Below are 22,959 nucleotides of genomic sequence, written 5' to 3'. Positions count from 1 at the left end.
AAGCACCAATGTAAGACGAGGATTTCATGACAACCGAACAACCGATCCGCTGGGGCATCATCGGCCCGGGAACCATCGCAAAGACTTTCGCGGATGGTATCGCCCATTCCCGCACCGGCAGGTTAGAGGCCATCGCCACCCGCAATCCGGACAGGCCGGGCCTTGCCGAAGCCTTTGCTGGCGCGCGCATCATCAAGGGTTACGATGCGCTGCTTGCCGATCCCGATATCGATGCCGTCTATATCTCCACACCCCATACCGGCCATGCCGAATGGGCGATCAAGGCAATCCGGGCCGGCAAGAACGTGCTGGTGGAAAAACCCATCGCGCTCTCGGCCTATGATGCCGACGCCATTTTCCACGAGGCGAAAAAGGCGGGCGTCTTCGCCGGCGAAGCCTATATGTACCGCCTGCATCCGCAGACGGCGAAACTGCTCGAACTCGTCAAGAGCCGTGCCGTTGGCGATATCCGTATCATCCGCTCGAGCTTCGGTTTCAACATGGGTTCGTTCCGGGCCGATCACCGGCTTTTCGCCAATGAAATGGCGGGCGGCGGCATTCTCGATGTCGGCGGTTATCCGGTCTCCATGGTGCGGATGATCGCAGGTGCCGTGGAGGGAAAACCCTTTGTCGAGCCGGAAAAGGTGGCGGGCGCGGCCCATCTCGGCCAGTCAGGCGTCGATGAATGGGCCTCGGCCGTGCTGAAATTCGCAAACGGCATCGTCGCGGAAGTTTCGTGCTCGATCATGGCGGCGCAGGACAATGTGCTGCGCATCATCGGCTCGGAAGGCCGTATCGAGGTCAAGGATTTCTGGTTCGCCGCCGGCCACAAGGGCGGCACCGGCCGTATAGACATCATCCGCGGCGACAAGGTCGACACCATCGAATTGCCGGAGGATCGCTGGCTTTATTCCTTCGAGGTCGATGCGGCCGGCGAGGCAATTCGCCAGGGTAAAAAGGAATTCGATGCACCCGGCATGGCCTGGGCCGACAGCCTCGGCAACCTGCGTGTCATGGATCAATGGCGGGCCTCGGTCGGGCTGGAATACAGCGTCGAGAAGGCGACCTCCCGCATCGCAAACATTGCCGGCGGCACGGTTGTGGCCGGAAATACGGTTCCGAAGCGGCAGATACCGGGCCTTGTCAAACCCGCCTCCGTGATCGCGCTCGGTTTCGAATTTTTCCCTAATTTTGCCTCCGCATCCCTGACGCTCGATGCATTTTATGAAGCAGGCGGCAATCTCTTCGATACGGCCTATGTCTATGGCGCCGGAAAAACCGAGGCGATTTTTGGTGACTGGCATACGAGCCGCAACGTGCCGCGCGATGAGATCGTGCTGATTGGCAAGGGCGCGCATTCGCCGCTCTGCTATCCTGACATGATTGCCAAACAGCTCGATCAGTCGCTTGAACGGCTGAAGACGGATTATGTCGATGCCTATTTCATGCATCGTGATAATCTGGACGTTCCGGTTGGCGAATTCGTTGATGTCATGGATTCCGAAGTCCGGCGCGGCCGCATTCGCGGCATTTTCGGCGGCTCGAACTGGACGCGCGAGCGTATGGATGAGGCTGCCGCCTATGCGCAGAAGAATGGCAAGCAGGCCCCGGGCGCGCTTTCCAACAACTTCTCGCTCGCCGAAATGCTCGATCCCATCTGGGCGGGCTGCGTGGCGGCATCGGATGACGAGTGGAAGGAATGGCTGAAATCCCGCCAGATCCCTAACTTCGCCTGGTCGAGCCAGGGGCGCGGCTTCTTCACCGAGCGGGCAGGGCGCGACAAGCAGGATGATGAGGAAATCGTCCGCGTCTGGTATTCTGACCGAAACTTCGTGCGCCGCGACCGGGCGATCGAGCTTGCTCAGAAACTCGGGCGGCACCCGATCCATATCGCGTTAGCTTATGTCATCGCCCAGCCTTTCCCGGTCATCCCGCTGATCGGGCCGCGCACGATTGCGGAGCTGGAGGACAGCCTTTCGGCACTGGATATTGCGCTGACCGCTGAGCAGGTGAAGTGGCTGGAGGCGTGAATGACAATGAGGCCGCGGATTTATCCGCCGCCTCATTTGGATAGGACAAGGCGTTACGGCGTATTTCTTCTCCCCGGCGAGGAGAAGAAACAAGTGGCATGCGTTCGCTCCAGATGACGACCGTTGTGGTGGAGATGTCATCTTCCACCTTCTTTCCTCTCCCGGTGACTGCTAAAGCGTAGTTTCATAAAATGCGCCGCAAGACACGGCAGGCAAACAATCACCGGGGTTCCCATGAGCGATATCGACCGAAGCCGTGCGCAGCAGTTGATGTGGGAGGCGGATATCGATGCGCTGGTGCTGTTCCAGCCCGAAGCCTTCCGATATGCGGTCGGCGCTCACGCCGGTGTTGCGACAATGTGGGGCAGGGCCGGTTCGGCGATTGCGCTTGTTCCGGCAGATGCCGGGGCGGGGCTTGCCGCCATCGTCAGCGATCATGCTGCCCCGCTCATCAGGAAGGCTGCGCCAGATATCGATCTGCGCTGCCACCGCATATGGATCGACATGGTCGATCTGTCGGGTGTCGAAACCGTCCGCCAAGTGGATAACGCCTATCGCCGCAACAATTCGGGCGGCCCGAGGCCGGAGACGTTTGACCGCGCGGTCTGTTTCAAACTTCTCGCGGACCTCCTGCGGGAGCGCGGTTTAGCATCGGCGCGCATCGGTGCCGATCTCGAATTCATGCCGGCCGCTGATTTTCTGGCGTTGCGTCAGGCACTTCCCGATGTGAACTGGATCGATGGTTCGGCCGTGCTGCGGCGTCTGCGCGCGGTGAAATCCGAACGCGAGATCGAACTTCTGCGGCGCGCGGCGGCGGCGGCTGAGGCGGGGCTGGTCGCGATGGCGGCAGCCGCCAGGCCGGGCGCGGCGCTTGGTGGGCTTTCTGCCGCCTGGAAGGCTGGCGCGCAGGCGCATGCCGCGACGTCAGGTTTTTCGCTGAGCGGACATTGGGACTACATATCCGTCGGGCCCGCCTTGTCGGATATGGCGGCTGTGGTGACGCCGGGCGCATTGATCAAGGGCGATGTCGGCACGTTGGTCGATGGTTATTCGTCTGACGGTGCAAGAACCTTCTCATGGGGCCTGGTCTTGCCTCTGGCGGTGGATATCTTCAAGGCGCTGGAAGCGGCCTTCGAAAGCGGGCTGGACGCGCTTCGTCCCGGCAGCAGCTTCGGCGCGGTGCACGCAGCCATGCTGGCCTCGATGCGCAGGGATGGTTTCAGTGAGTATTATCGCGGCCATTTCGGCCACTCCGTCGGCGGCGGGGTGGGCATCGAGGAGTGGCCGTTCTTTTCCCATGACAACGCGGAAATTATTCTTCCCGGTATGGTGGTTGCGCTCGAAGCGCCATTTTACGGCGAGGGGCTGGGTGCGCTGATGATCGAGGATCAGTTCCTCGTCACATCGTCAGGCACAGAATGCATGAACAAGCTGCCACGCACTCTGCGGGATTTGTCACGGGAATGATGGCTCGCGGCCGTCTGCTGCCTTAGAGAAAATCGTCGCGGCGCGGGGTGAAGCAGTCGATCAGCTCACCCTCTTCCAGACAGAGGCAACCATGTTCAATATGGCCGGGAACGACCAGGCTATCGCCTTTCTGAAGGTCATAGGCGTCGCCATCGCGGTAAAAGCGGAAACTGCCGCTGGCGACATAGGTGGACTGCACATGCGGATGGCTGTGCAGCTTGCCTTCGGCGCCGGTCTTGAAGCGGAAGGACACGACCATCAGCTCGGGTGCTTCGGAAAGCACGGTGCGTTCGACGCCATCGTCGGGCGAAACGGTGGGGAATGTCGGAAGCTGCTGCATGGGTTTCTCCTCAGTCTTTAATGCGGTTCAGGGCGTTCAGGCGGGCAGTCTCAGCGCGGCGCGCGCAACATGGCGCGGTAACGCGTCTGGCTGCTTTTCAGGTGGCTGCGCATGGCGCTTCGCGCCGCATCCTCGTTACCATCCTGTATGGCGATCAGGATCGCCTCGTGCTCGCCGACGAGACGGCTGAGATCGGCGGGTGAAAGCACGGTTTCGGCACCATTTTCGGCGACCGCACGGCGCGGAATGACGGTCGGGCCAAGCACCTGCAGGAATTCGCTGAAGCGGGGATTGTTGGTCGCTTCGGCGACCGCGATGTGAAAGGCGAAATCGGCCTCGGCCGTTGGCATGCCCCTGGCGGCGCTGGCGCGGAAGGCATCGAAGGCCTCGATGATCTTTTCTTCCTGTGCCGGCGAACGGCGAATGGCGGCAAGGCCGGCGGCATCGCCTTCCACGGCGGTGCGCAGTTCCAGCATCTCGATCAGCGAGGAAACACGCGCAAGATCGACATTGTGGAACGGCCGCCGCTCCACGGGGGCGGGCTCCAGGACGAAGACGCCGGCGCCCTGACGGGGCTCAACCAGACCGTCGGAGCGCAGCGAGGCAACCGCCTCGCGCACCACCGTGCGGCTCACGCCGAATTCCTGCGTCATCTGCGCTTCGGAGGGCAGGCGGTCGCCGGTTTTGTAGCGGCCCTTGGCGATCTGGCTGCGGAGTTCCTCCGAAACCTTCACCACAAGCGTTCTGCCCTGTGGAGCTGCCGGTTCGGAGGTGGTCGCTTTTGTCATCTGTGTCGCCGTTCTAAAATGGGTGCGGGGTTGCGTCCGGAAGTCCTCGATACGTCATTCGCGGCCCGGCTTGCAATCCCGCTGATCATTCAGCTCTGTTTGAAGATCGGGTTGTCGACAAACGTACCGCCCTGGAACCGCACCAACGCGTCATTCGGGTCCGGTGGCGGTGTCGTCTCGGTTATATGCCGCCGGAAGGCCTCGGCATTATCCTTCGGTTTCCAGCCCAGAAAGCCAAGATGCGAATTGTCCCACCAGCCCGCATCATTGGCCGATGCCCCCCAGACGACCGGGCAGCCGAGCACCGGCGCGCGAAACACCGCCTCGATCAGCGACACGAAATCATCGTGCGAAAACCAGGTGGACAGCATGCGGTAATTGTTGGGTTCCGGCGTACAGGAGCCGATGCGCACCAGCGCCGTCTCCTGCCCGAATTTATCGAAATACATGCGGGCGAGGTTTTCGCCGAAACATTTGGAGACGCCGTAAAGACCGTCCGGCCGCGCCGGAACATCCGGACCGAGCCGTTCGGTCTGCGGATAATAGCCGATCGTGTGGTTGGAGCTGGCAAAGACGATGCGTGGCTGTCCATGGGCGCGGGCGGCCTCGTAGAGATTATAAAGCCCGATGATATTGCCCTGAAGGATTTGTTCGAAGGGCTTCTCCACCGAGATGCCGCCGAGATGAACAATACCGTCGCAACCGGCGACCATGGCATTCACGGCATTGGCATCGGCAAGGTCGCATTGCACGCATTCTTCGTTCGGCCCTGCCGGGTCGAGCGGGGAGAGATCGGCAAGGCGCAGTATCTCCGCCATCGGTGCGAGACGCTCGCGCATGACGCGGCCAAGCTGGCCCGCCGCACCGGTAACAAGAAGCCGTTTCATCGCCATTCTTCCAAGCCTTTTCTGCGTCTTTGCTGTGGTCGAGAGTACCTTCACCTCTTGACCTTGTCATACAGATCGTACAAAAAGCGGATAACATATATTATGTGCCATGCGCAACAATCATGAAGGATGAGTTTGATGCTGACCGTCGAAACCAGGCAGGCCGTGAACCCGGACTATGCAAAAACGCTGGATACCGAAGGGCTCCGCCGGCATTTCCTCGCCAACGACATGTTCCGTTCCGGTGAAATCAGGCTGATCTATACCCATTACGATCGTTTCGTCATGGGCGGTGCGGTGCCCAATGGCGCGCCACTGACGCTGGACAAGGTGGAAGAAACCAAGACGCCATCCTTCCTCGACCGGCGCGAGATGGGCATCGTCAATATAGGAGAAACCGGCACCGTCAGCGCCGGCGACGAGACCTACACGCTCAATCGCGGCGACGTGCTTTATCTCGGTGCGGGCAGCAGGGCTGTCACCTTCGATGGTGCTGGCCGGTTCTACATCACGTCCTGCCCGGCCCATCGCAGCCTGCCGGCAAAGCTTGTCAGCCTCGCTGACAGCAAGGAGGTCAAGCTCGGCGCGACCGAGACCTCCAACAAGCGCACCATCAACCAGTTCATCCATCCGCTGGTCATGGAAAGCTGCCAGCTGGTGCTGGGTTATACGATGCTGGAGGATGGCTCGGTCTGGAACACCATTCCTTCGCATATTCATGATCGCCGCATGGAGGCCTATCTCTATTTCGGTATGGATGAAAAGTCGCGCGTGCTGCATCTGATGGGCGAACCGCAGGAAACCCGCCATCTGTTCATTTCCAATGAAGAAGGCGCCATTTCGCCGCCCTGGTCGATCCATTCCGGTGCTGGCATCGGCTCTTACACCTTCATCTGGGCGATGGCCGGCGACAATGTTGATTATACCGACATGGACTTCATCCAGCCGGGGGATCTGAAATGAAAAATCCCTTTTCGCTTGAGGGCCGCAAGGCGCTCGTAACGGGCGCGAATACGGGGCTTGGCCAGGCGATTGCGGTGGGTCTTGCCGCTGCCGGTGCGGAGGTGGTCTGCGCCGCTCGCCGTGCGCCGGACGAAACGCTTGATATCATCGCAAAAGACGGCGGCAATGCGAGTGCGCTGCTCATCGATTTTGCCGATCCGCTGGCGGCGAAGGATAGCTTTACCGACGCCGGTTTCGATATTCTCGTCAACAATGCCGGCATCATCCGCCGCGCCGATTCCGTCGAGTTTTCCGAACTCGACTGGGACGAGGTGATGGACGTCAATCTCAAGGCGCTGTTTTTCACCACGCAGGCCTTCGCGAAGGAGCTTTTGGCGAAAGGTCGGTCCGGCAAGGTGGTCAATATAGCCTCGCTCCTGTCGTTTCAGGGCGGCATTCGTGTGCCGTCCTACACCGCGGCGAAACATGGCGTTGCAGGTCTCACCAAGCTTCTGGCGAATGAATGGGCGGCAAAGGGCATCAATGTGAACGCTATTGCACCCGGTTACATCGAAACCAACAATACCGAGGCGCTGCGCGCCGATGCAGCCCGCAACAAGGCCATTCTGGAGCGTATTCCGGCCGGCCGCTGGGGGCATTCGGAAGACATTGCCGGGGCGGCGGTTTTCCTGTCATCTGCGGCGGCAGATTATGTGCATGGCGCTATTCTCAACGTCGATGGCGGCTGGCTGGCGCGCTGATTTGCGCCAGTTTCTAAAATTCATCATATAACTTGTATGATGACTTGTTGACAAATATACGGCAAGCGGTTTAGGTGGCTTTCAGTCAGTGAACTTGCAGAGGAATTTCGATGATGAACCCTGAACAAATCAAGACGGCGCTCGGCTCCGGTCTTTTGTCTTTCCCGGTCACCCATTTCGATGCCGAGGGTCGTTTTGCGGCAGATAGCTACAGGGAGCATGTCGAATGGCTCGCCGGTTACAAGGCTCCGGTGCTGTTTGCCGCTGGCGGCACGGGCGAGTTCTTCTCGCTGAAGCCGGATGAAATCCCAACGATCGTTGCCGCCGCCAAGGAAGTGGCCGGCGAAACGGCCATCGTGTCCGGCTGTGGTTACGGCACCGAGATCGCCGTCGATATCGCCCGCTCCGTCGAAAAGGTCGGTGCCGATGGTATCCTGCTTCTGCCGCATTACCTCATCGATGCGCCGCAGGAAGGGCTTTACGCCCACATCAAGAAGGTTTGTCAGTCGGTCGGCATCGGCGTGATGGTTTATAACCGTGACAATTCCGTGCTGCAGGCCGATACGCTGGCGCGTCTTTGCGACGAATGCCCGAACCTCGTCGGCTTCAAGGATGGCACCGGCGATATCGGCCTCGTGCGCCAGATCACCGCCAAGATGGGTGACCGTCTGATGTATCTCGGTGGCATGCCGACGGCGGAATTGTTTGCCGAAGCCTATCTCGGCGCTGGTTTCACCACCTATTCCTCGGCCGTGTTCAACTTCGTGCCGGGTCTTGCCAATGAGTTCTACGCCGCCCTGCGTGCCGGCGAGCGCGCCACCTGCGAACGCATTCTCGTTGATTTCTTCTATCCGTTCATGGCGATCCGTAACCGCGCCAAGGGTTATGCCGTCTCCGCCGTCAAGGCCGGTGTTCGCCTGCAGGGCTTCAACGCCGGTCCGGTGCGCGCGCCGCTGAAGGATCTGACGAATGAGGAAATCGGCATGCTCGAAGCCCTGATCGGCACACACAAGCGCAAAGCCTGATTAAGGGAAAAACGGGAGGGGAGCCATGAAAATCACGGCGGTGCGCACGCATCTGCTCGAACACCGGCTGGACACGCCGTTTGAAAGCGCATCCATGCGCTTCGACCGGCGGGCCCATGTTCTGGTGGAGATCGAATGTGATGACGGGACCGTCGGCTGGGGCGAATGCCTCGGCCCGGCGAGGCCCAACGCGGCCGTGGTTCAGGCTTACTCAGGCTGGCTCATCGGCCAGGATCCGCGCCAGACCGAAAAGATCTGGGCCGTGCTTTATAATGCCCTGCGCGATCAGGGCCAGCGCGGCCTCAGCCTCACGGCCTTGTCCGGTATCGATATCGCGCTCTGGGATATCAAGGGCAAGCATTACGGCGCTTCCATCTCGATGCTGCTTGGCGGGCGCTGGCGCGAAAGCGTGCGCGCCTATGCCACCGGCAGCTTCAAGCGCGACAACGTGGATCGCGTCTCCGACAATGCCTCCGAGATGGCGGAGCGCCGGGCGGAGGGTTTTCACGCCTGCAAGATCAAGATCGGTTTCGGTGTCGAAGAAGACCTCAGGGTCATTGCCGCGGTGCGTGAGGCGATCGGGCCGGATATGCGGCTGATGATCGACGCCAATCACGGTTATACCGTCACCGAGGCCATCACGCTCGGCGACCGTGCCGCCGGATTCGGCATCGACTGGTTCGAGGAGCCGGTTGTCCCGGAACAGCTTGATGCCTATGCCCGGGTGCGGGCCGGCCAGCCGATCCCGGTTGCGGGTGGCGAGACCTGGCACGGGCGTTATGGCATGTGGCAGGCGCTTTCCGCCGGTGCCGTGGATATTCTCCAGCCCGATCTCTGCGGCTGCGGCGGATTTTCCGAAATACAGAAGATCGCCACGCTGGCGACACTTCACGGCGTGCGCATCGTGCCGCATGTCTGGGGCACCGGCGTGCAGATTGCCGCCGCGTTGCAATTCATGGCAGCGATGACGCCTGACCCGGTGCGCGTGAACCCCATTGAGCCGATCATGGAATTTGACCGCACTCATAATCCGTTCCGCCAGGCCGTGCTGCGTGAGCCTCTCGAAGCGGTGAACGGCGTCGTTACCATTCCCGACGGGCCCGGTCTCGGCATCGAGATCAACCGCGATGCATTGACTGAATTCAGGATGCCAGACCCATGAGCGAACTCGTCAGAAAACTGAGCGGCACAGCGCCGAACCCCGCCTTTCCGAGAGGCGCGGTGGATACGCAGATGCACATGTATCTGCCCGGCTATCCTGCCTTGCCGGGTGGTCCTGGCCTGCCGCCGGGCGCTCTGCCGGGGCCGGAGGATTATCGTCGCCTCATGCAATGGCTCGGCATAGACCGGGTCATCATCACGCAGGGCAACGCCCATCAGCGCGATAATGGCAACACACTGGCTTGCGTTGCCGAAATGGGCGAGGCGGCCCACGCCGTTGTCATCATCGATGCGACCACGACCGAAAAGGACATGGAAAAGCTCACCGCCGCCGGTACGGTCGGCGCGCGTATCATGGATTTGCCGGGCGGCGCGGTGAACCTGTCCGAATTGGACGCGGTGGACGAGCGGGCACATGCGGCCGACTGGATGGTGGCAGTGCAGTTCGACGGCAACGGTCTTCTCGATCATCTGCCGCGCCTTCAGAAAATCCGCTCCCGCTGGGTGTTTGATCATCACGGCAAGTTTTTCAAGGGCATCAGGACGGATGGGCCGGAAATGGCGGCCCTTCTGAAGCTCATCGACCGAGGCAATCTCTGGTTCAAATTCGCTGGCGTTTATGAAAGCTCCCGCAAAAGCTGGCCCTATGCCGATGTCGCCGCCTTTTCGCGGGTGATCGCCGCCCATGCGCCGGAGCGCATCGTCTGGGGCACCAACTGGCCGCATAATTCGGTGCGCGAGACGGCGGCCTATCCCGACGATGCCCGTCTTGCGGAACTGACGCTCGGCTGGCTGCCGGATGAGGCGGCGCGTCATCGGGCGCTGGTCGAAAACCCGGAAGCGCTGTTCAAGCTGTCGCCGGTCAAGGCGACCTAGTTTTACAAGGGATGGTTGGGAATGGGAGGCCCCATCATCCTTTTCAAGTGAAAGGACTTTGCATGCCGGCCCGGATGGGCGTCAAAAAATCGGTCCGATAGCCTTGGAGGGGCTGGGCCGTTTCAACAATGGAGGAGGAAAGCATGAAAAAGATTGCAAGCATGATGTGCGTCGCGATGGGGATCGCGCTGTCAGGTGTTTCCGCCAGCGCACAGGAAATCACCCTGCGCTCCGCCGATATCCACCCGGATGGTTATCCGACCGTCGAGGCCGTGAAATATATGGGCGAGTTGCTGGCTGAGCGCAGCAAGGGCCGCATCAAGATACAGGTGATGAACAATTCCGTTCTCGGCGGCGAGAAGGACACCATCGAGCAGACCCGCTTCGGCGTCATCGACATGAACCGCGTCAACGCCGCCCCCTTCAACAATCTGGTCAAGGAAACCACCGTTCTCGGCCTGCCTTTCCTGTTCCGTTCGACGGAGCACATGCATAACACCGTTGATGGCCCGATCGGTGATGAAGTTCTGGCGGCCTTCGAACCGCACGGCCTCATCGGTCTTGCCTTTTACGATTCCGGTGCACGTTCCTTCTACACCACCAAAAAGCCGATTGAAAAACTGGCGGACCTGAAGGGTCTTAAAATCCGCGTGCAGCAGTCGGATCTGTGGATTTCGATGATGCAGGCCTTTGGCGCCAACCCGACACCGATGCCGATGGGCGAGGTCTATTCCTCGCTGGAAACCGGTGTCGTCGACGGTGCCGAAAACAACTGGCCGTCCTACGAATCCGCTCGCCATTACGAGGTCGCGAAAAACTACTCGCTGACGGAACATTCCCTCAACCCGGAAATCCTCGTCATTTCCAAGATCTCCTATGACAAGCTCTCGCCGGAAGACCAGAAGCTGCTGCGCCAGGCGGCCAAGGATTCGGTCGGCAAGATGCGCGAACTCTGGAGTGCCCGCGAAAAAGCGTCGGAAGAAAAAGTCCGCGCCGGTGGCGCCAACGTCATCAAGGTCAACAAGGAGGAATTCGCTGCGGCGATGGGTCCGGTCTACGACAAGTTCGTCACCGACCCGAAGATGAAAGACCTTCTGGAACGGGTGAAAGCGGTCAAGTAACGCGCGGAAAACCGGCCCTGGAAACAGGGCCGGTTTTCTTTTGTTGCCGTTGATGCGGGAGGAACAGACAATGCGAAATTTCATGCGGGCAATTCGCCCTTTTCTCGGCGCGCTCAGCCACGCGTCGCTTTATATTGCCGGTATCGGCATGATCGCCATGACGCTCATCGTCGGCTGGCAGGTCTTTGCCCGTTATATCCTCAATGATTCACCGAGCTGGTCGGAGCCGCTGTCGCTGCATCTCATGTCCTGGTTCATCATGCTGGGGGCAGCCGTTGGCGTGCGCGAAAGCGTGCATCTAGGGCTCGATATTCTGCGCTATATGATGCCGCCGCGCGTGCAGAAGGGCATGGACCTGACGAGCCTTGCGCTGATCTTCTTCTTCGGCGCGGGCATGGCCTGGTATGGCACCTCACTTTCCATGGGCACCTGGACGGCGACCATTCCGGTTCTCGGCTGGCCGGGCGGGACGGATTTCTTCCCGCTGATCGGTGGTGGTTTCCTCATCGCGCTGTTTGCAGCGGAACGTTTCGCCGATCTTGCCATCGGCGAGGACATCGCGGCTGACGTCATCGTGCAGGAGGCCGCATAAATGGCTTACACCATTCTTTTCGGTGTCTTCACCCTGCTGATGCTGATCGGAACGCCGATCGCATTCTGCCTCGGCATCGCCTCCTTCGCCACGGTTCTTTATCTCGGCCTGCCGCCCATCGTGGTGTTCCAGCAGATGAATTCCGGCATGAATGTCTTTGCGATGATGGCGATCCCGTTCTTCATTTTCGCAGGGGACCTGATGGTGCGTGGCGGCATCGCCCATCGCCTCATCCGGTTTGCCGCCGGTCTCGTCGGGCACCTGCGTGGCGGTCTTGGCCAGGTCAATATCGTGGCCTCGACCCTGTTCGGCGGCATTTCCGGCTCGGCCGTCGCCGATGCTTCCGCCGTTGGCGGTTTGATGATCCCGCAAATGGCCAAGCGCGGTTACGACAAGGACTATGCCGTCAATGTCACCGTCAATGCCGCCATCATCGCGCTGATGATCCCGCCTTCGCACAACATGATCCTCTATTCGATCGCGGCGGGTGGCAATGTCTCGGTGGCCGATCTCTTCACCGCCGGCATCATTCCGGGTCTGCTGCTTGCTGCGGCGCTGATGGTGACGGCCTATATCGTCGCCCGGCGCAAAGGCTATCCGTCCGAGCCGTTCCCGGGTTTCTCCAAGCTGATGTATTATCTGCTGGCCTCGTTCCCCGGCATCCTGCTGATCGGCATCATCTTTGGCGGTGTGCGTTCGGGCATCTTCACCGCGACGGAAAGCTCGTGCATCGCCGTGCTCTATGCTTTCCTCGTCGCCATGCTGGTTTATCGCGAGCTGAACTGGGACGGTTTTGTGGAAGCTGTCATGGGTGCGGTCCGCACCACGGCCATGGTTCTGCTGGTCATCGGCACGGCGGCATCCTTCGGCTGGCTGATGGCCTTTCTGCAGGTTCAGACGTTGATGATTGCGGCAATCAGCGCGATTTCGGACAATCCGATCATCGTGCTGCTCGTCATCAACGTCATCCTGCTGCTGCTCGGCACCTTCATGGATATGGCGCCGATGGTCATCATCTCCACGCCGGTGCTTCTGCCTGTCGTGAAGGCCTTCGGCATCGACCCCGTGCATTTCGGCGTGGTGATGATCCTGAACGCCGGTATCGGCCTCAACACGCCGCCGGTGGGAACGGTGCTCTTTGTCGGCTGCGCGGTGGGCGGCATCACGATACGGGAGGCGATGCGGACGATCTGGCCGTTCTTCGGCGCCAGTATCGCCGTGCTGCTGGCTGTTACCTATATTCCGTCTCTGTCCCTGTGGTTGCCGTCACTGTTCCGGTAATTCCCGAGCTTGCAAACGAGAAGGCCCCGCTATGCCGGGGCCTTTTCCATTTCAGCGGCAAGCAGCCTTTGCTGTTCGTGTTCGTCAAACGCCATGAGATTGCCGTGCCGGCTGCGGCGTATCCGGTTCATGTGGTCGCGCGGACTTAAGCCCAATGTACGCTTGAACATCCGTGAGAAATAATAGGGGTCGCCATAACCCACCTCGGCGGCGGCTGCCGAGACCGAAAGCCCCGCCTCGAGAAAATGCATGGCGCGTTCCATACGCTTGAATTCCTGGTATTTGCGCGGCGTCCGACCGACCCGCTTCTGGAATTCCCGCAGGAAATAATCGCGATTATAGGGGGCTGCGTCGGTCGCCCTGCCGGCAATTTCAGGGTCGAGCGGATTGGCCGAAATCATCGTGATCGCCTTCATCACCGCAAGGTCGAGGCCTTCCGTGCCCTCCGGCTGGAAACTCGGGCGGTCCACCCATCCAAGAAAGGCATCGTCAATAAAGGCAATCAGCAGCACCATGAAAAGATGGTGCTGGCCGAGTGTCACGGAGGAGGGCGGGGCGCTCTGCCGGTAGTGGCGAACGAGTGGCTCCAGCAACGACCAGCGGCTAAGCCTCACCTTTGGTTTCAGGTCCATCTGCGCGATCAGGTTGTGGCGGCCGTAAATATCGAGGTTGAAGTGCTGCGCCACGCCGCGATAGATCACGGCCTGCTCGTTCCAGCCGACGAAGCGCTGCCCCCTGAAAATCAGCATGGCGTCACCCGGCTCCAGCACCCGTGCTTCACCATCCACGAGATAATGCCCGCGCCCTTCCAGGCAGATGATGAGATCGTCCACCGGGTTGGATTTGTCGATCTGCCAGGTGCGCGAATGCTCCATCTTGATCGTCGCACGCGTGAGATTGAGGTTGAGCGCCGCGGGCGGAACGGATGACAGAATGCCACCTTCGATTTCGTCCATCTTTTTCCTCGTCTTTGTTAATTCACCTTGGCGCGGAAATTTGGTTTTGTCACCGTATAAATCGCATTTACGCGCCGTATCAATGAGGGAGGAGAACGGTCGCGACGTGACATTGCGCTTTTATGCGCCCGTCGCCGATTGTTCCGGGAGAATCACTTGTACGAAATTGAATTCTGTCATTCGCGTCCCATCGGGGCGCGGGGAGGCGCATCATGAAATCTCAGCGCTTCCTGGGGCTGGGATATCTGACGCCCTATATCGTCGGGCTGCTGGTCTTCACCGCAATCCCTTTCCTTGGCTCCCTTTATCTCAGCTTTACCCGTTACGACCTGATGAGCGATCCCACATGGGCGGGGCTTGCCAATTACGAACGGCTGTTCACCCGCGACCGTACCTTCATGAAGTCGCTGAACGTCACCCTGTTCTACGTGTTCCTGACGGTGCCGCTGAAGCTTGCCTTTGCCCTCTTCATTGCGGCGATCCTCAATTACAAGCTGCAATTCATCAACTTCTTCCGCACTGCCTTTTATGTGCCATCCATCCTTGGAGGCTCGATTGCGATTGCCGTTCTGTGGCGTTATATCTTCGCGAGCGAAGGGCTGGCCAACATGGCGCTGGCGGCAATCGGCCTGTCACCCGTCGACTGGTTCGGCGATCCGGGCAATGCGCTTTTCACCATCACGCTGCTGCGCTGCTGGCAGTTCGGTTCGGCCATGGTGATCTTCCTCGCCGCGCTGCAATCCATCGACAAGTCGCTTTATGAAGCGGCCGCCATTGATGGCGCGGGCAAGGTGAAGACCTTCTTCTTCATCACGCTTCCCCTGCTGACACCGGTGATCTTCTTCAACCTCATCATGCAGATGGTACAGGCGTTTCAGGAGTTTAACGGTCCTTACATCATCACCCAGGGCGGGCCGCTGAAGTCCACTTACCTCTTGCCTCTCTACATCTACGACGAGGCCTTCAAGAAGTTCAACATGGGTTATGCCTCCGCCATTGCCTGGGTGCTCTTCACCATCATCACCGTGCTGACCCTCGTCGCCTTCTGGTCGTCGAAGAAGTGGGTCTATTACGCCGGCGACAAGCGGAACTGATGCCATGACCGATATCGCAACCCTCAACGACATGCAGGCGGCCCGCCGGGCAAGGCTCAGGCTGCTCTCCACCTCTGTGCGCTACGTGCTTCTCTTCGCGGTCGGCCTCGTCATGCTTTATCCGCTGATCTGGCTGGTGGGCGCGAGCTTCAAGACCAATTCGGAAATCTTCTCCGGTGCCGGCTTCATCCCCGAAAACCCGACACTGGACGGCTATATTCGCGGCTGGCAAACCTCGACGCCCTATACATTTGGCCGGTTCTTCTGGAATTCCTTTCTGATCATCCTGCCGAAGGTCATCGGCACGGCGATTTCCTGCACCATGGCGGCCTATGCCTTTGCCCGCTTCGATTTTCCGCTGAAGAAAATCCTGTTTGGCTCGGTTATCGCCATTCTGCTTTTGCCGAATGTCGTCACCCGCATTCCGCAATATATCCTTTTCCGCGATCTCGGCTGGCTGGACAGTTTCCTGCCGCTCTGGGTGCCCTCGGCTTTTGCCGGTGATGCCTTCTTCGTCTTCATGCTGGTGCAGTTCCTGCGCTCGCTGCCATCGGACATGGAAGAGGCGGCCCGGGTGGATGGCGCCAATAGCCTGCAGGCACTCATCTACATCGTCGTACCGATGCTGGCGCCAGCGCTGATTTCGGTCTGCCTGTTCCAGTTCATGTGGACGATGAACGATTTCCTCGGGCCGCTGATCTACCTGTCCTCGGTCGACAAATATCCGGTGAGCCTTGCGCTCAAACTCTCCATCGACACCACCGAAGCCTTTGAATGGAACCGCATCCTGGCGATGTCGGTGCTGACGATCGCGCCCGCGCTGATCGTGTTCTTCGCGGCGCAACGGTATTTCATTGAAGGGATCTCGTCTGGCGGGGTCAAGGGCTGAAAATGGCAAGCGTTCAACTTAAAAATCTCGAAAAAGTCTATGGTGGCAGCTTCAAGGCTGTGCACGGCATCAATCTCGATGTCGAGGATGGCGAGTTCATGGTGTTCGTCGGTCCTTCCGGCTGCGCCAAATCCACGACGCTGCGCATGGTGGCAGGGCTGGAGGAAATCACCGGTGGTGAAATCCTGATCGGCGACCAGCGCGTCAACGACCTGCCACCCGGCAAGCGCTCCATTGCCATGGTGTTCCAGAATTATGCGCTTTATCCGCATATGAAGGTGCGCGGCAATCTGGCCTTCGGCCTGAAGATCGCCGGTGTCGCCAAACCCGAGATCGAAAAGGCAATCGACGATGTCGCGCGCATTCTCGAAATCGAACCGCTGCTCGACCGATTGCCGAAGCAGCTATCCGGTGGGCAGGCGCAGCGTGTGGCGCTGGGCCGCGCGCTCATCAAGAAGCCGGGCGTGTTCCTGTTCGATGAGCCTCTGTCCAATCTCGATGCCAAGCTGCGTGCCTCCATGCGGGTGCGGATCACCGATCTGCATCGTCAGCTGAAGGCGGAAGGCCTGTCCTCGACGGTTATTTACGTCACCCACGACCAGACGGAAGCCATGACCATGGGCGACCGTATCTGCGTCATGCAGGCGGGCCGCATCATGCAGGTTGCTACTCCGAAGGAGCTGTATAACCGCCCTGCCAATCTGTTCGTGGCCGGTTTCATCGGCATGCCGGAAATGAACCTGGTGGATGTGGCCATTGATGGCGCGGAATTCGTCATTGGCGGACAGCGTCTGCCGATCGGTGGGCATCTGGAACAGCGGTTATCGGCGAGACCCGCAGATGCTGTCATCGGTATCCGCCCGCAGCATCTTTCGCTGGCGGGGGAAGCCGGTGGTCCGGCGCTGGAGGCGAAACTCACCAATGCGGAGTTCATGGGGCACGAGGTCTATCTGCACGCCGATCTCGGTGGCCAGAAGCTGGTGAGTGTTGTGGGTGCGGCAGAATTCGAGGCGCTCGGGCGCGACGGCATCCTGCGGCTGAAACCGGACCCGGAGAAGCTGCATATTTTCGACAAGGCCGATGGCCGCAACGTCTCGCTGTGAGGAGGGGACGGGCGTGCCTGATTTTTCGAGGAGGAGAACAACAATGAAGATGATGACAAGAATGATGGCCATGCTTGCCGGTGCCGCCTATGTGGCGATGGCAACTGCCCCGGCCGCCGGCGCTGCCGAAATGCGCATGTCGTGGTGGGGCGGTGAAAGCCGTCATGTCGCCACCCAGAAGGCAATTGCCGCCTGCGGCGAGAAATATGGCCATACAGTCAAGGGCGAATTCACCGGCTTCGACGGGTATCTTGAAAAGCTCACCACCCAGATGGCGGGCAAGACGGAGGCCGATATCGTTCAGGTCAACTGGCCGTGGCTGCCGCTGTTTTCCAAGAACGGCGAGGGTTTTGCCGATCTGCGTCAGCTGAAGCCGCTCGATCTTTCGCAATGGGCCGAGAGCGATCTGGAGGCGGGGTCGATGAACGGTGTGCTGCAGGGGCTTTCCGTCTCCACCACCGGCCGCGTCTTTTTCTTCAACGCCACCACCTTCGAAAAGGCGGGCGTCGAAATTCCGAAGACATGGGACGAATTCTTCGCCGCAACGAAGACCATCAAGGAAAAGCTCGGCAAGGACCACTATACCTTCAATGCCGTGAAGGAGACTGCCCAGCTTCTGGCGACGCTGGCCGTCGTGCAGAAGACCGGCAAGGATCTGGTCGACCCGAAGACCAACCGTGTCGCCTGGACACCGGCGGAACTGGCTGAAGGCATCTCCTTCGTCGGCAAGCTGGTTGAGACCGGCTCCATCCGCTCCCAGAAAGAGGAAGCGGCTGATGGCAACGTCAACCTTTATGAAAAACCGTCATGGTCCGAGGGCCGCATTGCCGGCTCCTACGAATGGGATTCGACCTATTCGAAATACGCCGATCCACTGAAGGAAGGGCAGGTTCTGAAACCCGTGCCGATGCTGAAGCTCGCAGATGCGGTAACCGATGGCGTCTATCGCAAACCTTCCATGGTGTTTTCGATCTCGAAAAACTCGAAGAACCCGGAAGCGGCCGCGCAAATCCTGAACTGCCTGCTGAACGAACCGGAGGGTATCGATGCACTCGGCACCTCGCGTGGCCTGCCTGCGTCAAAGGCTGCGGCGGAGCGTCTGGGCAACAAGGGTGAGCCGGAAGTCCGCGCTGCCAATGCCATCGTCATGGCGGCATCGGGGCCGGTGGTATCGCCCTTCAATGAACATCCGGAAATCCGCTCGGGCTTCATCGATACGCTGGAGGAATATGCCTATGGCCAGCTGACGGCGGAAGAGGCGGCCGAGCAGATCATCGATACGACCAACGATGTTCTGGCCAAGTTCGACTGAAACAAACGGTCCCGCCGGCAACTTGCGGCGGGGCCATTTTCCGGCCGCCGGGTGATAGGCTGCATGTCCGGCAACAGATTGGCCGGACAGGCGTGAAAGACGAGAAGAGAGCATGAACGAACCCCTTATCATCGCGCTTTCGGCGCGAACGGCAGCACTTTGCCTTGCCGCACCAGATGCGCGCTATCACCTGCCGGCACAAACGGCATGGCATCTGTCCTCGCCGGATGGCGATGGTCAGCACGGCGAAGCTACGACCGTCGTGACGCTGCTGCATGATCTGCGCCCGGATACGCGCTATGTCTTCGAAGCCGAGGGGTTCGGCAGTCTGGAATTCAGAACCGCGCCCTGTGCCGGACTCGTCGAAGCCACAGCGTTTTCCCTACGCCCGGATATTGCGCTTGACGATGAAGAAGGTGCGCGCGCCAATGCGACGGCGCTCGAAAACGCTGTCGCCGCCGTGCCGGCTGGCGGCACCCTGCGTCTGGGGCCCGGTGTCTGGACGGCCTTTCCGGTGCGGCTGAAAAGCGACATGACGCTGCACCTTGCGGAAGGTGCCGTGCTGCGCGCGCCATCCGTCCGTAACAGGTGGCCGATCCTGCCCGCGCGCGATGAGGCCGGGCGCATGCTTGGCAGCTGGGAGGGACTACCGGATGCCTGTTTCGCCGCGCCTGTTCATGCGATCGGGGCGGATAATCTCGTGATCGAGGGCAGGGGTATCCTGGATGGCTCTGGCGACAAGGGCGACTGGTGGAGCTGGCCGAAGGAAACCCGTGAGGGCGCGCGCCGGCCACGCGGCCTGCATCTCGTGTCCTGCCACAAAACACAGCTTTTGGGGTTCACGATCCGCAATGCCGCCTCGTGGACGATCCATCCGCAGGGCTGCGAGGATCTGACGGCCGCCGGCCTCACCATCATCGCGCCGCATGACAGTCCCAATACCGATGGTTTCAACCCTGAAAGCTGCCGTAACGTGATGATATCAGGCGTGCGCTTTTCCGTGGGTGATGACTGCATCGCGGTGAAGGCGGGAAAACGCGGGCCTGATGGTGAGGACGATCATTTGGCGGAGACACGCGGTATCAGCGTGCGCCATTGCCTGATGCAGCGCGGCCATGGCGGGCTGGTCATCGGTTCGGAAATGTCCGGCGGGGTCCATGATGTGACGGTGGAAGATTGCGACATGATCGGCACGGATCGCGGCCTGCGTCTCAAGACGCGGCGCGGTCGCGGCGGTATGGTCGGCAACATCACCATGCGCCGGGTGTTGCTGGACGGTGTGCAGACTGCACTTTCCGCCAACGCCCATTATCATTGTGATGCCGATGGGCATGATGACTGGGTGCAGTCGCGAAACCCGGCGCCGGTCAATGACGGCACGCCGTTCGTCGACGGCATCACCGTGGAAGATGTCGAAATCCGCAATCTCGCCCATGCGGCAGGTGTCTTTCTCGGTCTGCCGGAGGCTCCCATCCGCAACATCGTTGTCCGCAACCTCACCATCGTCTCGCATGATCCTTCGGCTGTTGCGACGCCGCCGATCATGGCCGACCGCGTGCGCCCCATGCGCCATGAGGCGATCGTCTTCGAGCAGGCGGATGTCGTCTGCGATGATCCGGCGCTTCTGAATGACGCCCCCGTTTCCATTTCGTCATATTTCGATTGAGAAAAGCCATGAAAGCCACTGAATATTTTGATCAATTCTCTCGCCGATACAAACATTACAAAGGCGGCAGCTGGTGTTATGAGGATGGTTGTGTCTATCGCGGTCTGCAGCAGCTGCTCGAGGCGACGGGCGAGGCCCGCTGGAATGACCATTTGCACCGTCTCGCCGATCCCCAGATTGGTGCGGATGGAACGCTGGCCGGTTATGATCCGCAGGAATATAATATCGACCATATTCTTGCCGGACGCATTCTCTTTCCCCTGTCGGCGCAAACCGGGGATGCACGCTATCTGGCGGCAGCGGGGCATCTGGCAGGCCAACTTCGAAGCCATCCACGCACCAATGCCGGCAATTATTGGCACAAGAAGCGTTACCCGCATCAGGTCTGGCTCGATGGCCTCTATATGGGGCTGCCATTCCAGATCGAATATGGTCAGACGACGGGCCGCCCGGAGCTGATCGAGGATGCGTTGCGTCAGTTTTCAGCGGCACTTGCGCTGACGGCGGATGCTGGTGGTCTATACGTTCACGGTTATGACGAGAGCCGCAACCAGCGCTGGGCTAATCCTGCGAGCGGCAAATCACCGGCCATCTGGGCGCGGGCGGTGGGCTGGCTTGCCATGGCGCTGGTGGATGCGCTGGTCATCTTGCCGGACGACAGTGCGACGGCCGAGCTTCGCGAGAGGACGCGACGTCTTCTGGCTGGTATCATTGCCCGGCAGACGCAGGCCGGTCTATGGATGCAGGTGCTCGACAATCAGGGCCTTGCCGGCAATTATGCGGAAACATCCGCCTCCGCCATGTTCGCTTATGCCCTGCTGCGTGCGGCCCGGCTGGGGCTCTTGCGGGGTGAAGAGGCGAAGGCTGCCCTTTCTGCTGGTCGCCAGGCGCTTGCCGCACTTCTGGAAACGCGCCTCGAGCTGGATGAGCAGGGCGTCGCGCGGCTAACCGGCATCGTGCATGTCGCCGGGCTCGGCGGTTTCGACGGTAATTATCGAGATGGAACGCCGGACTATTATCTGACGGAGCCGGTCGTATCCGACGATGCAAAGGGTGTCGGGCCGCTGATGATGGCCTATGCGGAAAGCCTGCTTCTGGCCCGCTGAAGCCGGATACTTGCCGGAAATGGTGATATAAACGCGGCGCCGATAGAATCCGGGTTGCGCTGAACGGTTTGTGACTGGAAGAAATGAACCGCTGCGGGATAAACCTCGTTTTTGCGATATAACCGGAATCCAGTGTCACCGAGCCCCAATGCCATGAGCCAGTCACCCCCGGAACGTTTCATCCTGCTGGACGGCATAAGGGGTGTGGCTGCGCTTTTTATCGTTCACCGCCATGCCGAACAGTTTTTCGGACGGGACCCGGCCTCGAGCTATCTTGCCGTGGACCTGTTTTTTGCGCTCAGCGGCTTCGTGCTGGCCCATGCCTATGGCAAGAAACTTTATGAGGGGACAATCACGCCGGGCTTTTTCCTGAAGGCTCGCTTTGCCCGTCTTTATCCACTCTATGTGCTGGCGCTGGCGCTGATGGCGGCCTATTTCATCTGCCTTTACGTGCTGGGCCTGCCGACGCCGATCGATGATCTGCATCGTCTCATTGATCCCGGCGAGCTGGCTTTCGCTCTTGTCACAGGACTTCTGTTCCTGCCCGCGCCCTTCACACTCACCCTGAACGGCGCGCTGTTTCTGGTCAGCCCGGCATGGTCGCTGTTCAACGAACTGGTGGTGAATGCGGTTTATGCCCGCTGGGGTGCGCGCGCGACAATGAAACAGACGGTTTTGGTGCTCGCCGTCAGCGCCGTCGTGCTGATGGTGGCGGCGGCGGAATTCGGCAAGCTGCATGCGGGTTTCCGCTGGCATGAAATGTATGCTGGCATGGGTCGGGTATTTTTCTCGTTTTTTGCCGGTGTGCTGATCTACCGTTTCCGCAACCGCGTGCCGGTGTTGAAGCCGGTGCAGGCCGGTCTTTGTCTACTGCTGGTCTGCTTCATCCTCGCAGTGCCCATGTCAAGCGCGTTGCGGCCGTTTTTCGATCTCGCTGTTGTGCTGATCGTCTGGCCGCTGCTGCTGTTTGTGGCCAGCAAGACCGTACCGGGCCCAAAGATAGGGGCGGTGTCGGTGTTTCTCGCCACGGCATCCTACGCGGTCTATGTGCTGCATATTCCGCTTCTGGCCTGGACGGAGTTTCTGGTCCCGGCGGCCACGCGGGAAACGATCGCCCTGCCGGCCGGGATGGTTTTCCTCGTTACCGTAACCTGCCTGTCATGGTGGCTGACGGTCTATTATGATCAACCCGTTCAGAAATGGCTGAAGAAGCGTCTGAGAAAACGCGCGGAAATCCGCCAGCCGGTCTAGTCCAGCGGGCGGACTGTCGATCTCAAATATGGCGATCTCAAATATGCGCGAAAATCGGAGCCGTCAGCACGAAGGCTGCCACGAGGCTGATGATCGTCAGTTTTGCCGCTCGCATGCGCCGCATTCGGCGGCCGCTCCAGTCATACGTCATACTCACCCTCCACGCAGACGCTACGCCGGTATGGAACCGTTCGGGCTTGGCGCAGACCGGTCATGGTTGCGCAATCAGCCTGAAGCATTGGTCCATTCCCAGGCACCCCTGGCGCGCCTGATCGCGCGCGGGACGCCCAACTTCAGTGTTGCCTGATATA

Annotated in this window: 21 protein-coding genes; 17 read left to right on the top strand and 4 right to left on the bottom strand. The window is 60.1% G+C overall.

Annotated elements, in window-relative coordinates; all coding sequences use genetic code 11:
* Positions 1-26 precede the first annotated feature (26 nt).
* Positions 27-2,030: an aldo/keto reductase gene (locus tag ATU_RS14510; protein ID WP_010972796.1), complete on the top strand. Its 2,004-nt coding sequence runs from the start codon at positions 27-29 to the stop codon at positions 2,028-2,030.
* 234 nt (positions 2,031-2,264) lie between these two features.
* Positions 2,265-3,497, top strand: a complete 1,233-nt coding sequence (locus ATU_RS14505; RefSeq protein ID WP_010972795.1) for a M24 family metallopeptidase — start codon at positions 2,265-2,267, stop codon at positions 3,495-3,497.
* A 22-nt stretch (positions 3,498-3,519) separates the two neighbouring features.
* Here ATU_RS14505 and ATU_RS14500 read toward each other — a convergent pair whose 3' ends face one another.
* From ATU_RS14500 to ATU_RS14490, 3 genes are all read right to left on the bottom strand, one after another.
* Complete coding sequence (locus tag ATU_RS14500) at positions 3,520-3,837, bottom strand: cupin domain-containing protein (RefSeq protein WP_006311855.1); 318 nt, start codon at positions 3,835-3,837, stop codon at positions 3,520-3,522.
* A gap of 50 nt (positions 3,838-3,887) precedes the next feature.
* Positions 3,888-4,625: a FadR/GntR family transcriptional regulator gene (locus tag ATU_RS14495; RefSeq protein ID WP_010972794.1), complete on the bottom strand. Its 738-nt coding sequence runs from the start codon at positions 4,623-4,625 to the stop codon at positions 3,888-3,890.
* Between the two features lie 89 nt (positions 4,626-4,714).
* On the bottom strand, positions 4,715-5,512 hold the full coding sequence (locus tag ATU_RS14490; RefSeq protein ID WP_010972793.1) for an NAD-dependent epimerase/dehydratase family protein: 798 nt from the start codon (positions 5,510-5,512) through the stop codon (positions 4,715-4,717).
* A 138-nt stretch (positions 5,513-5,650) separates the two neighbouring features.
* Between ATU_RS14490 and kduI the strand changes: the two genes are divergently transcribed.
* The 8 genes from kduI (at position 5,651) to ATU_RS14450 (ending at position 13,271) form a co-directional block, all read left to right on the top strand.
* A complete protein-coding gene (gene kduI / locus ATU_RS14485) occupies positions 5,651-6,475 on the top strand; it encodes a 5-dehydro-4-deoxy-D-glucuronate isomerase (RefSeq protein WP_010972792.1) in 825 nt (274 codons plus the stop codon).
* Complete coding sequence (gene kduD, locus ATU_RS14480) at positions 6,472-7,215, top strand: 2-dehydro-3-deoxy-D-gluconate 5-dehydrogenase KduD (protein WP_010972791.1); 744 nt, start codon at positions 6,472-6,474, stop codon at positions 7,213-7,215. Before kduI ends, kduD begins: the two co-directional genes overlap by 4 nt.
* 113 nt (positions 7,216-7,328) lie before the next feature.
* Entirely contained in the window at positions 7,329-8,240 is a 912-nt protein-coding gene (kdgD, locus tag ATU_RS14475; protein WP_010972790.1) for a 5-dehydro-4-deoxyglucarate dehydratase, read from the top strand.
* 25 nt (positions 8,241-8,265) lie between these two features.
* Positions 8,266-9,402, top strand: coding sequence for a D-galactarolactone cycloisomerase (locus ATU_RS14470; RefSeq protein ID WP_010972789.1), 1,137 nt, complete (start codon positions 8,266-8,268; stop codon positions 9,400-9,402).
* Complete coding sequence (locus ATU_RS14465; protein WP_010972788.1) at positions 9,399-10,277, top strand: D-galactarolactone isomerase; 879 nt, start codon at positions 9,399-9,401, stop codon at positions 10,275-10,277. Before ATU_RS14470 ends, ATU_RS14465 begins: the two co-directional genes overlap by 4 nt.
* A gap of 143 nt (positions 10,278-10,420) precedes the next feature.
* A complete protein-coding gene (locus tag ATU_RS14460; RefSeq protein WP_010972787.1) occupies positions 10,421-11,398 on the top strand; it encodes a TRAP transporter substrate-binding protein in 978 nt (325 codons plus the stop codon).
* A 70-nt stretch (positions 11,399-11,468) separates the two neighbouring features.
* Positions 11,469-11,990 carry a TRAP transporter small permease gene (locus ATU_RS14455; protein ID WP_010972786.1) on the top strand — a complete coding sequence of 174 codons (522 nt, stop codon included), beginning with the start codon at positions 11,469-11,471 and terminating at the stop codon, positions 11,988-11,990.
* Positions 11,991-13,271, top strand: coding sequence for a TRAP transporter large permease (locus ATU_RS14450; protein WP_010972785.1), 1,281 nt, complete (start codon positions 11,991-11,993; stop codon positions 13,269-13,271).
* A gap of 29 nt (positions 13,272-13,300) precedes the next feature.
* Here ATU_RS14450 and ATU_RS14445 read toward each other — a convergent pair whose 3' ends face one another.
* Positions 13,301-14,227 (bottom strand): helix-turn-helix domain-containing protein, encoded by a 927-nt coding sequence (locus ATU_RS14445; protein ID WP_010972784.1) that lies wholly within the window; start codon positions 14,225-14,227, stop codon positions 13,301-13,303.
* Positions 14,228-14,439: 212 nt separating this feature from the next.
* Between ATU_RS14445 and ATU_RS14440 the strand changes: the two genes are divergently transcribed.
* The 7 genes from ATU_RS14440 (at position 14,440) to ATU_RS14410 (ending at position 22,648) form a co-directional block, all read left to right on the top strand.
* A complete protein-coding gene (locus ATU_RS14440; RefSeq protein WP_006311867.1) occupies positions 14,440-15,321 on the top strand; it encodes a carbohydrate ABC transporter permease in 882 nt (293 codons plus the stop codon).
* A gap of 4 nt (positions 15,322-15,325) precedes the next feature.
* Positions 15,326-16,210: a carbohydrate ABC transporter permease gene (locus tag ATU_RS14435; protein WP_010972783.1), complete on the top strand. Its 885-nt coding sequence runs from the start codon at positions 15,326-15,328 to the stop codon at positions 16,208-16,210.
* A gap of 2 nt (positions 16,211-16,212) precedes the next feature.
* Entirely contained in the window at positions 16,213-17,313 is a 1,101-nt protein-coding gene (locus tag ATU_RS14430) for an ABC transporter ATP-binding protein (protein ID WP_010972782.1), read from the top strand.
* Positions 17,314-17,356: 43 nt separating this feature from the next.
* Positions 17,357-18,625 (top strand): ABC transporter substrate-binding protein, encoded by a 1,269-nt coding sequence (locus ATU_RS14425; protein WP_010972781.1) that lies wholly within the window; start codon positions 17,357-17,359, stop codon positions 18,623-18,625.
* Between the two features lie 112 nt (positions 18,626-18,737).
* Complete coding sequence (gene pglA / locus ATU_RS14420; RefSeq protein WP_010972780.1) at positions 18,738-20,291, top strand: polygalacturonase PglA; 1,554 nt, start codon at positions 18,738-18,740, stop codon at positions 20,289-20,291.
* A gap of 8 nt (positions 20,292-20,299) precedes the next feature.
* Positions 20,300-21,397, top strand: a complete 1,098-nt coding sequence (locus ATU_RS14415; protein WP_010972779.1) for a glycoside hydrolase family 88/105 protein — start codon at positions 20,300-20,302, stop codon at positions 21,395-21,397.
* A 153-nt stretch (positions 21,398-21,550) separates the two neighbouring features.
* Positions 21,551-22,648 (top strand): acyltransferase family protein, encoded by a 1,098-nt coding sequence (locus ATU_RS14410; protein WP_010972778.1) that lies wholly within the window; start codon positions 21,551-21,553, stop codon positions 22,646-22,648.
* Positions 22,649-22,959: the final 311 nt, after the last annotated feature.

The sequence above is a fragment of the Agrobacterium fabrum str. C58 genome, from assembly GCF_000092025.1.
Lineage (GTDB): Bacteria > Pseudomonadota > Alphaproteobacteria > Rhizobiales > Rhizobiaceae > Agrobacterium > Agrobacterium fabrum.
This window is presented reverse-complemented; position numbering and strand designations above follow the sequence as displayed.